The following is a 13,814-nucleotide window of genomic DNA, read 5'->3' on the forward strand; positions in this document are numbered from 1 at the left end:
CGAATCTTCCGCAGCGAAGCAGGAGACTCGTAGGGCTGACGTCGGCAGCGCTGTTCGCGCCCTTGTCCATGGTCCATTCACTGCTCACCCGAACGCTCCATACCTCTGCGGATCGGGCCGTCTCCGCAGGGGGTCGGCGTCCTCTCCCGCGTCCCTCTTTGCGTCAGCGACCGCGCCGGGCCTGTCCTTTCCCTCTTCGGCGTTGGGGTTGCCGTTGACCACCCCGTCGACGTCCTTGGAGATGTTGCCTCCCGCTCCCAGTCCGAAGCTGATGGGAGCATTCGTGGCCACATCCCCTACGAGTTGGTGCGCCGAGGAGAGCGTTCGCCCGTCCATGGCTCGGTGGACGGCAACACCCCCGGAGCCCCCCGTGAGTCCTCCGGCCACGGCTCCGAGGGCCATCTGAGAGGCATCGAACCGGTCCCGACTGTGCAAGTTGTTCAGGGTGTCGCCGACGACGGACGAGACAGCCCCCACGGTCGCGCCGTCGGCTGCGTTCGCCCACACACCTCCACCCAGCCGCTGTGTCAACAGGCCGGCCCCGAACGTCCCGCCCAGCGCTCCCACCGCTCCGTTGACGGCGTTGTTGGTGAGCTCGGCGTCCTTGCCCATGGCCAGGTTGGTCGCGATCCCCGTGCCAGTCCCCGCACCCCACTGCACGCCCAGCTCGACGGCGAGCCGCAACGGCCCGCTGCCCCTCACCAGCCCCCGCATGTACCGGAACAAACGAGCGGCACTGCCAAGCAGCCGCCCCAACCTCGACGCGGCAGTCCCCGCCTGCGCAGCCAGCCGTACGGCATTGGCTGCCCCGGCCGCCGCCGAGAAACCAACGGTGACGAAGGAAAGCGCGACGGACGCAGCGATCGATACACCGATCTCAAGGTAGATCTGATGAATCTCGTCATTGATCTCCTCGATATGGTCGGCAGCCTCCTCAAGCCCTCGCGCCGCCTGCTCGAAAAGGGGCACGGTCTCCTCGACCGCTCGTCCGACCTTCTCCCAATACGCATGGAAGGCCTGGGCCGACTCGCCCCGCCAATGCTCACCGAGAACGCCCCGCACCCTCCGGTCGAGCGCCCCGTACGCCTCCTCCAGCTCCTCCCCCATCGTGCGCCACCCCCTGGCCGCCGCACGCAGCACATCGGGACGGCCTCCGGGATTCACCACCTCGATCCCGGCTTCGTAGACCTTCTCGGCGACGCTCTCCTCGCTCAACTCTTCCCACCCTTGAACAACTCGGCGAGAGCGTCGTCCGCCGCAGCGGAATTCCTCGCATTGTGCTTGACGGCCCGGCTCAACTCGTCCAAGTGCCGAGCCAGGTTCCCCAACGATTCGACCATCCCCGCGGCCAACTCGACGTAGGCCGAGGTGACCTCTTCGGACTCCGTCAGAACCCCGAACCCGTCATGGATCTGCTCCGCCCCCGTCGTCCCCTCAAATGCCCTGACCGCACTCGCCAGGTCATAGGCCCGCGTCTCGAACGCGCCGGCCAGTTTCGTCATTTCCTGCGGATCTAAGTAGAAGTCACCAGACATGCGCCGCTCCGTACACCCATCCCTCGACGACCTTGGACGTGCACTTCCGCAACCGCATGCCGGCCGAAGAGTCACGTACCAGCACCCGATGGGGGGACGGCGTCAACTCGCGGGCTGAAATCGCCAGGTGATCAGCGGCGTTGTGGTGTCCGCCCGGCCGAACGCGATACTGGTCGCATCCGTCCGGCACACCTCCAGCGGACGCCACCCTCACATCTGCGCGCCCGACGGACAGCCCCGATGAGCGCCAGCCCGGTACCCGACCGTCCCGACGCCCTCGCCCTCGCCCACAACGGCACCCGGCAGACTGCGGCGTCCTGCGCTGCGAGAACCAGAGATACGACTTCACGGCGACCGCCGACGGCCTTTGGGACCAGGCGGCGGGCGACGGGGGCGACTGCTTCGACGCACTGGTCAAGGTCCACGAGCCGATCGACCCCCGCCGGGTGGTTCCTCGGCGTCAACGACGCTCGCCGCGACACCTAGCCCTCCGGCTCGTGCCGTGGCGCCTGCCTCATCGAGACCTTCCATGAGGTACCGCGCGACGCCCTGACCACCGTCACCGAGCGGATGTACTCGGCAACGCGGCGGCTACGTCTACGCGATCGACCCCTACTTCAACGCGGACGGCGCTGTCCCGCCGTACGGCATCGCGGGCGGCTGGTCCGTCACGAAGCCGGTGAGCTCGTCGCCTTCAGCCACAACCCGAACTACCGCTCCTCACCAGTGGAGTTGGCCTTCCCCGCCCCTCCCACGACCCTGGACGCCACCGCGTGAATGCCTGACGGCAGCCGATACGTCCCCGCCTACACCCACTCCGGAGGTGTGGGGCAGTCGCGCTCGCATTGACGCCCACGGCCTTGGCGCACGCCCGCGCGGTCTTGGCGGTCATCTCTCAGGAGGCCAGCAGGGTCACTCACGTCGACTAACTGCCCGAAGGGCTCGGGGAACTCGACGTGGAGCGCCCCGTGGAGCGAATCGCGGCGCACTTGAACACGTCGCCGCCGAGATACCGCGCGGCGATGGTCGCGGCCGAAGCGAACGTGTCTCGCTGCCCCTTGTCGAGGGTCCGCTGCGGCGGCATGTTCGCCACCTCGACTTCGAGCAGTTCGTGCTTGCTCACGGTCCGGCCCTCCCAGGCGCAGGGGATGGCGACGAAGGCACGGTTCTTCTCCACGTACCCGACAGCCGAGTCGACCTTGAACGACTTGACGGTGGAGGCGTTGGGCGACCGGTACCTGTCGAGGTCGTCGAGGTCGTCCGAGTGCCAGAGATAGTCGATCCGGACAGAGTCCTCTTTCCCGTAGAGCTCGCACCCTCCCGGCAGCCGTCCACTTCGCGGGGGAGAACTTGCTTGTCTCCTCCGAGACGACGCCGCTGTCGCCGGCCAGCGTGGCGAAGACCTGCCCCTTGAGGGTGCCGTCACACACCGAGGTCCTGCGGCCGTCCACGCTGTCGCCACCCTGGCCGCTGCACCCGGCTGAGACCAGCACCACCATGGTGACAGCGGCCAACGCCCTCAGACCCTGCCGAGGTCCGCGGGCAGCGCCCGGCTCACGAGGATTCAGCACTGTCGAGATCACCGCCCGCTCCCCGAAGAGTTCCAAGTCGCCCCGGTGGTGTGCCCGTCGTCCGCCGCCCGAGCCGCGGACTCGGCCAATGTGTCGAGCTTTTGAGGGGGCATGTCCACCCCCGAGTTCTTGATGGCTTCGCGGAGCGAATCCGCAGTGGAGTCCCGCACGGCTGCCCTTCCTTCCGCGTACCTGGTGTACGCCTCTTTCTGGGCTTCGTCGGTGGTGTCCTGCTGGACTTGGTCCACCACCATCGCCTGGATGTCCTCGACGGCCCATCCCGCGATGGTCCCGACGATCGGAGCTGCCGCACCCGTCGCCGCGCCGACCGCCATGCCGAGGCCACGCCCGGCCCACTTGTCGCCTGTCGCCAAGGCATCGTTGAAGTCCTTGTCGGACGCCGAGTGCTCCTCGAAGATCGCCTGATCGCGAGCGTCGCTGAGAATACCGGCCACGATGCCGCCCGGATGCGCCACGTTGCCCATCGCGGGGGTCATCTCGTCATAGCCGGGGTGCTGCTTCGCCACCTCCTGCATCCAGATGGCGGTATTGGCCTGCGAGGACTCGCTGATCGCGACGTAGGCGTCCGGGTCTCGCCCGACGTTCGCAAGAAAGGGCACGAGCGTGCCGGTCTCGAATCCCTTGGGGGGATTGACGGGTTCCCCGAAGGGCTTGATCGTGCCCTGCTCGTTCCCGAACGCGGCCTGGACGTCCGCCATGTACTCGGCCGTCATGTTCCCCAGGCTGTCTCGCATCTCGTCCCTGGGGGAACCACTGATCAGACCGGGGTCGCCGCCGATGGTGTCGACGAGCTCGTTCATCAGGGCCGCGCGCTCGGCGGTGTGCTTGACGGGAGCGCCGTCGTCGTCGAAGGGGCGCCCCGAGGTAGCGGACTCCATGGCATGCCCCAGGTTGTTGTAACCGCTGGGGTTCCCGGGGTCGCCCGTGTAACCGGGACCTTCGGGCCAGTGCCGGTCCTTCAGCAGGTAGTCCAGGTGATCGACCTTCTCACCGTCGATGGTGGCGTCGGAGGTGAGAAACTCGGTGGATGCCTCCGGGTTGTGCCCCAGCGCGTCCATGTACCCAGCCATCGGATCGAGCGCCCCGATGTTGGTCGTGCCCAGCGTCCGCGGGTACCCCCAGTAGGCGTCGGGGTTCTGCCCGGCGTTGGCGCCGTTCTTCTCCGCGGTGATCAGGGCGTCGCCGTAGTCCTGGAGGAAGTCCTTGTCCCACTTGCCCTCGCTCATCAGGCTGCTGGTGAGCTGGTAGCCGCTGAGGCCGTACGGGGACTCGGTGGGGTTGGCGTTGAAGTCGCGCTGGCCGGCCTTGAGCAGGTCGTTCTGGAACTTGGTGATCTCGGGGTCGGGGCCGCCCTTGCGGTGGTCGTCCGAGGTGGTCGCCGTACCGATGGTGGTGCCCAAGTTCGCCTTGAGCTGCTTGAGTTGGGCCAGCTGCTCCTTGGAGAGCGTGGTGCCGGCCGGCGGGCTCATGAGCTCGTTGTACTTGCTCAGCATGTTCTCGCCGCCGGTCTTGACCGCGAAGTCCCGCGAGAACTCGGGGTCGTTCTTGTTGGCGGAGAGAAGCAGGTTGAGCTTGGTGATCTCGGCGTCGGAGAGCCGGCCCTTCTTGTTCATCAGGGCGACGGCCTGATCGGCCTCGACGGAGTCGAGGGTGGTGTAGACGCTGGTGTTGAAGGACTGGCTGTCGCCGTTGGCGTCGCGTTCCAGGGCCGAACTGGCGGCCTCGTCGGCGGCGGTGGCCAGCTCCAGGACACGCGTCAGCCGGGAGACGAGCGAGTCCAGCTTCTTCTTGCGTTCCTCGGCGAGGCCCGGCGAGGCGGAGGCGGTCGGGCTGTCCTGCCGCGGGTCGACGTCCTCGACCCGGCCGTCGTCGTAGACCTTGTAGTGGTCGTTGCGGGCCTCGTCCAGCAGGGCGTGCAACTGCTTCTGGGAGGCGTCGAATTCACCGTGCGCGTCCAGCAGCAGCTTGGCGATGCGCTCCGCCTCGGTGGCGGCGTTCTCGTACTCCGTGCGGGCCTTGGCCATGGTGACGAAGGCTGCGTCGGCCGCGTCACCGTCCCAGTGGCCCTTGAGGTGGTTGACGACCCGCTGCTCGAACTCCCGCTGCAACGCCTCGTACTTGGCCGGCAACGCCTTCCAGGAGGCGGCGGCATCGGCCAGCGGGCCGAGATCGGCCTTGTCGAGGTAGGGGATGGACACCATGTGCGACTGCTCCTTGTGAGGGGGTTCAGGTCCGACTGTCCGACTCGACGGGCTCACCCGGGCACGGCGCTACGGCGGCGGCCCGGTGGGCCCGGCTCACCCGAAGGGGGTGATCGAGTGCTGGCGGGCCTGTTCCTCCTGCTCGGTGCGGGTGTAGTGACCGGTGGTGGTGTGGAGCTTGTCGCTGATCTCCTGGAGCAGGCTCTTGAGGTTGATGACCTGCGACCCCCAGCGGACGTCCATCGTCACCAGGGAACCGGCGGTGGCCCAGGAGCCCGCCTCGGCCATACCCCCGGCACTGTGCTTGTTCAGCCCCCGGGAAGCGCTCAGGCAGTCGTCGTCGGCACCGTTGTCGACGTTCTCGGTGTCACCGCGCAGCTCGACGAGTGCGTTGGCGGCCTCGTCGAGGCGCTGGGTGTCGACGTTGGTACCGCCGCCGCCCCCTCCGCCGCCATCCGCGGGCACGGAGTTCAGCCGCGTCCGAGTGGATCCGCTGTGCTGCGGCGCATCGAAGGGAGTACTCATCCCTTGTCCCATCCCCGTGGTGAAAGTGGTGGGGCATGCCCGGTCCGTTCACTCGCCTACGGCTTCCCTTGCTTCCGTACGACGTGAGGTGCCCACCTCGGCCAGGTCGTGCGCCCGGCGCCGTAGGCAAGGACATGCCAATCAAGCAGGCCGAACATACCGGATCTTCCTTTGCGTGGACCACTGTTCACCGCACCGTGAGACGCGAGGAAGAGGCGGCGGACACGAACGCGGACGGCTCGGCGGGCAGTTGCCCGTCGAGCCGTCACTCCCGCACGCGGATCAGGCGTTCGGCGCCGCCACGACCGTCCCGGAGGGCGCCTTCGCACCCACCGCCGTGCCGAAGTCGGAGTCCGTGAGGTCCTGCATGTCCGCACGGGTGCTGTCCTGCTTGATGAAGTACGGCTTGCCGGTGGTCGCGACGAACCAGGTGACGGACTCGCCCCTGCCCGCCAGGACGACCGGCACCGCCGGCTGACCGTCCACCGTGGTGACCTTGCCCTTCGTCGCCTTGCTGGCGGCGTCGAGGGTGTCGGGGGCGGTGAACTGCTCCGGGTGACACCAGCTGGCGAGCTTCGCCATCAGCGCGTTGCTCGATGTCCCGTGGGTCCACTTGTCGGTGAAGAAAGACGTCTTGCCGAGGGCGGAGTTCATCCCTTCGGCAAACGTCGCGTCGGGCTTGGCCCAGATGTCGGTGCCCTTGCGGATGATCTCGAAGGAACCCTTCTCCGAGATCTCGACGGTGCCGACGCATTCCGTGGCGGAGAGCCGCAGATCACTCTTGGTGCCCTCGCGCTCCATCTTCTCGTGGAAGGCGCCCGACTGGGCATTGGTCTTCATGCCCGTGTCGTAGATCTCCTTCGCGGAGAGCTTCTCGATGCCGTTCGGCTCGGCGGCGGGACTGGCTTTCGCGGCCTTGGACGGCGTGGAACCGGCTGCGGACGCGGCGGCATCGCTGTCGGAGTTGCAGGCCGTGAGCGACACGAGTGCGACGGTGCAAGTGAGAGCGACGGCTGCATGCCGGGCAGACGGAATGTGCGTCTTCATAAAGACCCCCCGTGGGAATTCGATGTGCGGGTGAACTTGCGTGATGCGTGATCATTTAAACCACGATCGCCCGGTGCTCCAACTCGGCTCCCCGTCGCCGAAGTTGTCGCTCGAAACCCTCGGGGCACACCGCACCCCACCGCCTATTGGCCGTCACAGCTTAGCCGAACGCACGAGGGAATCGCCGCGGCCGGAACATCGCTCGCCCACCGACAACACGTCTGCACACACGGCAGGAACGGCGATGGAGTAAGCCCGCCATGAGGTCGCAAGCTCGAACGGGCAGCGGCATCACAGCCGTATTTCCACTCGCAGGGCACCAATACTTCACACAATCCGCCGACGACTCCTGCTCCGCGTACTCCCCTTCCGAATGTTCCTCCAACCAGTGGTCACAGAGTCCGTAGATTGGCCTCGTGGGACTCTTCGACAAGTTGACAGGCACCCGGCGCCCCGCCGACGGCATCACACCGGCATCTCCCAGGGACGTACGCGCGGCCCTGCTCGGCCTCAACCGGCCCGACCTCCCCTACGTCATCCGCGACGGCACCCAGGAAGACGCCGACCTGGTCGCGGAGTGGCGACTGGCCGAGCCGACCTGGCAGACGTTCTTCGTCCAGTCGCAACTGTCCCGTGCCATCCGCATCCGCATGCGCCTCGACCACGAGGGCCATGAGGTACGCGCCCTCGAAGAGGGGTGGGAGATCAGCCGTGTCGGGAGCCCTCAGACGCTCCAGATTTCGACGCAGTACACACGCGGACCGAGCAGGACCATCTCCACCCGCTGGACGGTCCACCGAGCAGACGAGGCCGGCCTCGCCGCCACGGAGACCTTCCGCTTCGACAGCTCGGACCTGGTCAACCCTCTGCGGGACACGGTCCTCAAGTCGGGCTGGATCTGGCGGGGAGTGGTCTTCGGCAGGTTGTGAGGCCCAGCGTCCTCCGCGGGGCAGGGGTGTTCGCTTCACCACGAACGCTGAGCGCGTTTGCGCCGACCGCACCGGCGCGCGCTGAGCGGCCCCGCACCTGTCGGGAGAGTTCTGGGAGTGGCGGCACCGTCACAACCTGGTCGCCCGCATAGGCAATCTCACGGGCACCGCAGCTGCAACCACCCGGGCAGCTGCTTCTCGAAACCCTCGGCCGGCGCCCAACCGAACTCGTTGTGGGCGATGTCCAGAGCGCGCCTCGCGCCCAGGAGACGGTAGTAGCAGTCATCGATACCCAGCCGATGCTTGCCCCCCGGGGGCAGGGCAGCGGCACCGGCGCCCCAGGTCGCGGCGGTACGCAGTTCAGGCGGTGATCTGCGAGGAACTGCCGCAGATCGCGCTCCTGTTCCTGTGGGTCACGGATCCGGTCGAGACGCAGACGTTCCCGGTTTGTTCTGGAACTCGTCACAGGCCTCTTCCAACTCGGCGTGCCCCGAGCCCTCTGGGCCGATGTTCTTCAGTTGCTTCATCGCCGAACGCATGGTGTCCCCGCATTCACCGAGCTGCGCGCTGAGCCGAGTAAGCGCCTCAAGTTCAACCTTGTAATAACCAGCCACCGTCATCGAACGCCCCCGATGATGTTGTACGTCGGCACCGGGCCGAAGAATCGGATGGTTATGGTACTGGCGCCCGTACCCGAGACCGCACCGACCCCCTCGGAGGGGCTCCCGATACGCCCGTTCCTTTGTTGTAGTTGCTGGTCAAGGGACGCACCGGGAGGTCGTATAGCGGGGTGACGAATTGTCAGCACATTGCCTGGTGGTCGACAGCGGTTGTGGGACCGGGCTCGCGGAGCCACTGATCGCGAGGGTGCACAGAGTGGCGATCCCCCGGGGAGGCTGAGCTGAGTGTCACTACGACTTGCCGCTCGGCAGGCCTCTTCCTCTCTGCGCAGCACGCAAAAACCCTGGGCCGAAGAGCTTCCGCTGCGGTGGCGGGCCGGATGCACCGAGATCCTGACAGCCACGAGCTCTAGATCTCCATGGCTTGCTTGCCAGCTTTGCAGGTGAGTGCCTCGCGAACCCTGCTTCGCCAGAATCCCATATGCAGGAAATGAAGTGGGGAAAGAGTTGACCACTCGAGTGGACTATCAACTACCGATGCCCGGATTTTTCGCACGCACCCATGAAGCCCACTGTGACCAGAAGTTGTCTTCCTCCAGTCCGAACAGGGTTGCGTAAAGCTTCTCCTCGTTCGCGGGATCCGAATAAAAGAGCGCAACAAAGCGGAGCGTCTTTTCGTCACCGTATTTCTCTGCCATGTACTGGACTGCCAGCCGAGACAACGTGTAATTCCCCGCCCTCTCGCGTGCGTCATCCGAGTAGAAATCCTCGCCGCCGGACGGCGGAAGCCCTCTGAAGGAGTGACCGTTCAGCGAACTGGCATCCGCTCGGGCCGCACTGGAATTTCCCCGAAGCTCCATGAACTCGGCGAAGCCTTCAGCCAGCCAAGTAGCGGGAGGTGAAAAGTGAGCGAGCATCGCGTGTGCGATCTCATGACGGCTGATCCGTTGAACCCCGTCTCGCCACGTGCTGGAAGTGAACCGGCTGAGCGATGAGTCCATGATCACCCGGGAACCGAACTGAAGCCTCTTCCTCGACTTCGATTCGTATGCCGGCACCGATACGGTAGACCCAGCCTCCAGGGAGTCATTTTCGTCGCGCCCGGAAAAGAAACTGTTGTAAATCTTTCGGTTCGGCTCCAGGATCACCATCGCGCCCTTGGTTACGGACACGTCGGCCGGACCCTTTTCGTCCCAGAAGGAGAAATCTTCATCACCTGCACGGAAGATGTACGGGGCATACCGCTGAGTGCTCCGTGCGTACTTCTTATCCGAGACAACCACCACATGCCCCTGTTTGACGACAGTCATGTCGTCATAGACGTCCCAGGGAGCGGGATAGTATGTCGCGTCCAGCCCCACCCAAGGGGTGTCACTTTCGCGGACCTCGCTGACGGAAAAGGGGGACTCGGATTTGTAGTCAAACTTCAACTTCCACGTGTACTGCTCATACACGGGAACGACATCGACACCCTCGATCTGATGAACAAAGACAACGTCTTCATAACCAGCGGCTGCTGCCTCCCTTAGCGGCTGAAACCGCGCCACCGAGAAAGGGACCTTCGCAAGGTTACGAAAAACTTTGCGCTGCTTGTCTTTGGCTGCCCCATTGAAGTGTGAAGTAAAAGAGGTCTCATCTTTCTCTTTGAGAGCCTCGTTAAGCTCGTCAAAGAGTCTGCCCACGGAGGAGGCGTATACCTCATCGTCCGTGGGCGCATGGTACGTCATTTTTCCATACACGAGCAGGCTCGTGAGTGCGAGAAACGCGAACGCAACTACGCCGGCACCAGCGATCAGGATCTTTCGGAGAAGACTGCGACGGGGAGGCGGTGGGGGTTGCGGCGGAGACTGCCAGGACGACTGCAAGAAATACTGTCGCTGATTGTCCTGTTGGGACGCTTGTCCTGGCCAGTGACCGCCAGGCGGCTGCGTGGATGACACAAAACTCCCTACGAGTCTCGAAGTGGGTACTCAAAAGCTAGATACTCGCACATTACGTTCAGACCATTAACAACTCGAACAGACGAGTTGGCGCCATTTAAGTCGCCTGAGCATGCCGCACAGAACACAGAAGAAAGCGAGCGCGGCGTTGCCGAGCACCATGCTCCCCCGGCAACCAGTCAGGGATTCACTGAGGCATTTAGCAAGCTCAAGGGGATCCGTCTCAAATCGCGCTCCCGTAGCTACCTGCGGCTACTGCTGTGGAGGCCACTGATCTTGAGGCGCGGTGGGCTGCTGCTGGTAGGGATTCAGCTGCGGCGGGACGGGCTGCTGGCCGTATTGCGGGTAACCCTCAGGACCGCCGGGGCCGCCGTTTTTGTTCTTGTTGCGTCGGGCCAGCTTCACGACCAAGAGCACAATAAGCCCGATCACGGCCAAGGCGATGACACCAAGAACGACCAGAAAAATCATTTGCTTCTGGTCTGCCTTCTTGTTGTCCGCAGTGTAATCCGCTTCAGACTTGCCTGCGCTCGGAACGGCGGAAGAGCTCGCGGATGCGGACACTGGGGCCTTGAGCGGCCCGTACTTGGATCCTGTAGGGAGGTCCTGCGTCAATGCAGCGAGTGGGCGAATTTCCCCGAAACCATACTTCTGGTCGGGGAGACGAATGTCCTTGGCGGAGGCTGGCAGAACGGCGGTCTTTACGAGGCGATTCGCGATCTGCCCTGCCGTGAGATCGGGGTATTTCGATCGCAGCAAGGCAGCAGCTGCAGAAACGTAAGCGGCGGAGGCTGAAGTTCCATCTCCAATACGCAGCTTGTTGCCCGTAGCGCCTGCGCTAACGATCCGCGTCGCAGGCGCTGAGAGCAGAACTTCGGGGCCGTAGTTGGAATTTGCCCAAATCCCCCCGCCTTGATCGACGCCACCGACTGTGAGAGTACCTGGATACTCTCCAGGGAAGTGAATGTCGTGGGCTTGTCCATTATTTCCTGATGCCGTTACGATCAGGACGTCATGTTGCAATGCGTAAGCAACGGCCTCACGATCGGCAGGGTCATCTTCACCAACATACCCAGAAATATTGATGATGGAAGCGCCTCGATCTACTGCGTAACGAATCTCATCGGCAAAACTGCCGTCGCGATCAGTGTCGTCTCGGATCGGCAAAATCTTTGATTCTGGCGCCAACCCCATTACCCCGTCAGCGGCGCCCACTCCATGGCCATGGCCGGCAATGATCGATGCCATTTCGGTACCATGATTGGTCTGGTCTTGCGACGTCTCCGGCGAGGCATCGTCATCGCCGTCGAGAAAATCCTTGCCTTTGAGTACATTCCCTTTAAGGTCGATGTGCTCAGCGTTCACGCCCGTATCGATTACAGCAACGGTGACTCCTTTACCCTTCGAAATCTTCCAGACGGATTCAGCCTGCAGCGTGCCCAGCGCCCACTGGTCCCGTCTGGTCTGGTCGGCAGATGCGGTGGGTGCCGCCGCCAGGATCAGCGCGCCCGTCAGTGCCGTGGCGCCCAGTGCATGCACCGTTCGCGTGAAGGCCATTCCGTCTTCCCTCTCCCAAACTGAACGTGGGTGTGGCCCATAGGCCACACCCACGCATCCTGTCACGAGCCGATGACCGTCAAACGACTACTCGATGACGCGAGGTGCCGCGTCGGTCTGCGGAGCCCAGGTCTCCTCGTCCTCGACCAGGTAGTCGGGACGCTCGTTCTCACGCTGCTCCTCATCCTCGGGACGCCCCTTGCGCCCGCCAGGGGTGCCTACCATGCCTCCCTTGCGAACAGCGTTGGCTCCTCGTCCTGCGGCGCCGCGGCTGCCGTGCAGGCCGGAGCCGCCGGCGGTACCCCTACCGCTGCCAGCGCCCGCTCCGGACTTGGGCGTGCCACCAACTACGCCATTACGCGCCGTGCCTCCGACCCGCCCGCTGGCGCCGCCCTTGGCGGCACCTGCGCCACCCAAGCCCCCAACGCCAGCGCGCCCTGACATGCCCGCAGCGCCAGCGCGAGCGGCGCCAGCTCCAGCAGCTCCACCAACCGCGCCACCGACGAAGCCGGCACTGCCACCGACGCCACCCACGCCACCGACCCCAGCACCGGATGCACCGCCGACTGTGCCGGCACCACCAATTGTCGGCGCTCCAGTGCGGCCACGAGAAATTCCATCAATTGCAGTTCCGACTTCGGGCTGTGTCGGGGTCGGCTTGTGTGCGCCACCCGTAATACCCGAGGGCGGAGCTACAGGCTTTGATGAGCTGATCGTGCCAATCTGACCACTACGAGCAGTGCCCGAGGTCACGGCCTTCGGGCTTCGAGGTGCGAGCTCCGTCGGCACCATCACAGGAGCGGGTGCGGCGCCTCCGGGATCGGGCGGATAGTCCTCGCTCTCCTCACGCCTGCCCCCTGGTTTGGCGGGGAGCTTCTGACTCCACGACCCCATCTCCGCAGCCCGACTGTTATACGCCGCCCCCAGGACCTCCATCTGCGCAGCCATCTTCAACTGCGCCTCGCGTCCCTCAGACAGACTGCCCGCATTTTTGTCGAGCGCTGCCTGCGAGCTACCGCCACTCCTGATCGCGTCATCCGTAGCCGAAGCGTCGCGATGCCCCATGTTGCCGATGAAATCCATCCCGCTGGAGACAGCGCTCGGCTTCTCCATAGCCAAGACCGTCGGCTTGACCTTCTCAAGGATCACAGCGGCGCCTGTGAGGGACTGTGAAACGTTTTGAGCGTAGGTCGAGCTGTCCGTGATCTTCTTGCCGATCAGCTGCGCACGCTGCTTGAACAACTCCGCGCTCTGACCTTCCCAATGGGCAAGAACGTGTTCAACAGCGGCGTCGAGGGTCTCCTTGATTCCGCCGCTTCCGACGAGATCGCTGTGGAGGTCTGCCCAACCACGTGCGACCGACTTCACCGTTGCCGGGTCAGCGTTTCGGACCATTTCCTTCATCTGGTCCATGTCGAAGTCGACCCCGAACATCGTAGTGTGCTTTGCAGCGAAGCACTGATTCGCCGGAGCATACTCAAAGTTGTCGATGCCTTCGTCCTGGCCGGCCATGGCTACTGCCCCCTCATCTCCATGTAGCAGAACACCTGATTACTTCCGGTTGAAAGCAGCAAGGTTCTCCGCCTCAGCATCGCTGTATGCGTCATGCGTCCGCTTGGTCTTCTGTCCGAAATCGTCCAGCACTTGTTCCAGATACGCGACGATCTCGTACAGGCGTTCCTTCATCGCCTCGTGGGCGCCATACAGCTTGTCGGCCTCCCCGAACCCCGTTCCAAGCGCACCCTTCGGCAAATACGTCTTACCCATACAGCTGGACTTGGACGTCGTCATGTCCTTGATGACGCCATTGAGCTTAGTGATCGTCCCCTCGATCTCACTCAGATCGACCTTGTACTGCTCAGCCATAA

General features: G+C 64.4%; 11 protein-coding genes. 1 reads left to right on the forward strand and 10 read right to left on the reverse strand.

Annotation, left to right across the window (positions count from 1 at the left end):
• Positions 1–84: 84 nt before the first annotated feature.
• The 6 genes from RKD20_RS12345 to RKD20_RS12370 all read right to left on the reverse strand — a co-directional run bounded on the left by RKD20_RS12345 (position 85) and on the right by RKD20_RS12370 (position 6,837).
• Positions 85–1,215 (reverse strand): WXG100 family type VII secretion target, encoded by a 1,131-nt coding sequence (locus RKD20_RS12345; protein WP_424877780.1) that lies wholly within the window; start codon positions 1,213–1,215, stop codon positions 85–87.
• On the reverse strand, positions 1,212–1,535 hold the full coding sequence (locus tag RKD20_RS12350; RefSeq protein WP_424877781.1) for a hypothetical protein: 324 nt from the start codon (positions 1,533–1,535) through the stop codon (positions 1,212–1,214). Before RKD20_RS12350 ends, RKD20_RS12345 begins: the two co-directional genes overlap by 4 nt.
• Before the next feature lie 925 nt (positions 1,536–2,460).
• A complete protein-coding gene (locus tag RKD20_RS12355) occupies positions 2,461–2,712 on the reverse strand; it encodes a hypothetical protein (RefSeq protein ID WP_424877782.1) in 252 nt (83 codons plus the stop codon).
• A gap of 402 nt (positions 2,713–3,114) precedes the next feature.
• Positions 3,115–5,328, reverse strand: coding sequence for a DUF6571 family protein (locus RKD20_RS12360; protein ID WP_424877783.1), 2,214 nt, complete (start codon positions 5,326–5,328; stop codon positions 3,115–3,117).
• Between the two features lie 96 nt (positions 5,329–5,424).
• Positions 5,425–5,853, reverse strand: a complete 429-nt coding sequence (locus RKD20_RS12365; RefSeq protein ID WP_424877784.1) for a hypothetical protein — start codon at positions 5,851–5,853, stop codon at positions 5,425–5,427.
• Positions 5,854–6,135: 282 nt separating this feature from the next.
• On the reverse strand, positions 6,136–6,837 hold the full coding sequence (locus tag RKD20_RS12370; protein ID WP_424877785.1) for a hypothetical protein: 702 nt from the start codon (positions 6,835–6,837) through the stop codon (positions 6,136–6,138).
• Between the two features lie 479 nt (positions 6,838–7,316).
• Between RKD20_RS12370 and RKD20_RS12375 the strand changes: the two genes are divergently transcribed.
• A complete protein-coding gene (locus tag RKD20_RS12375) occupies positions 7,317–7,829 on the forward strand; it encodes a hypothetical protein (protein WP_424877786.1) in 513 nt (170 codons plus the stop codon).
• Positions 7,830–8,976: 1,147 nt separating this feature from the next.
• Here RKD20_RS12375 and RKD20_RS12380 read toward each other — a convergent pair.
• The 4 genes from RKD20_RS12380 to RKD20_RS12395 form a co-directional block, all read right to left on the reverse strand.
• Positions 8,977–10,131: a hypothetical protein gene (locus RKD20_RS12380; RefSeq protein WP_424877787.1), complete on the reverse strand. Its 1,155-nt coding sequence runs from the start codon at positions 10,129–10,131 to the stop codon at positions 8,977–8,979.
• A gap of 510 nt (positions 10,132–10,641) precedes the next feature.
• Positions 10,642–11,946 carry a S8 family serine peptidase gene (locus tag RKD20_RS12385; protein WP_424877788.1) on the reverse strand — a complete coding sequence of 435 codons (1,305 nt, stop codon included), beginning with the start codon at positions 11,944–11,946 and terminating at the stop codon, positions 10,642–10,644.
• A gap of 87 nt (positions 11,947–12,033) precedes the next feature.
• Positions 12,034–13,458: a hypothetical protein gene (locus tag RKD20_RS12390; protein WP_424877789.1), complete on the reverse strand. Its 1,425-nt coding sequence runs from the start codon at positions 13,456–13,458 to the stop codon at positions 12,034–12,036.
• Between the two features lie 39 nt (positions 13,459–13,497).
• A complete protein-coding gene (locus RKD20_RS12395) occupies positions 13,498–13,812 on the reverse strand; it encodes a WXG100 family type VII secretion target (protein ID WP_424877790.1) in 315 nt (104 codons plus the stop codon).
• Between the last annotated feature and the right edge of the window lie 2 nt (positions 13,813–13,814).

The sequence above is a fragment of the Streptomyces sp. SLBN-8D4 genome (genome assembly GCF_049739545.1).
Classification (GTDB): Bacteria; Actinomycetota; Actinomycetes; order Streptomycetales; family Streptomycetaceae; genus Streptomyces; species Streptomyces canus_C.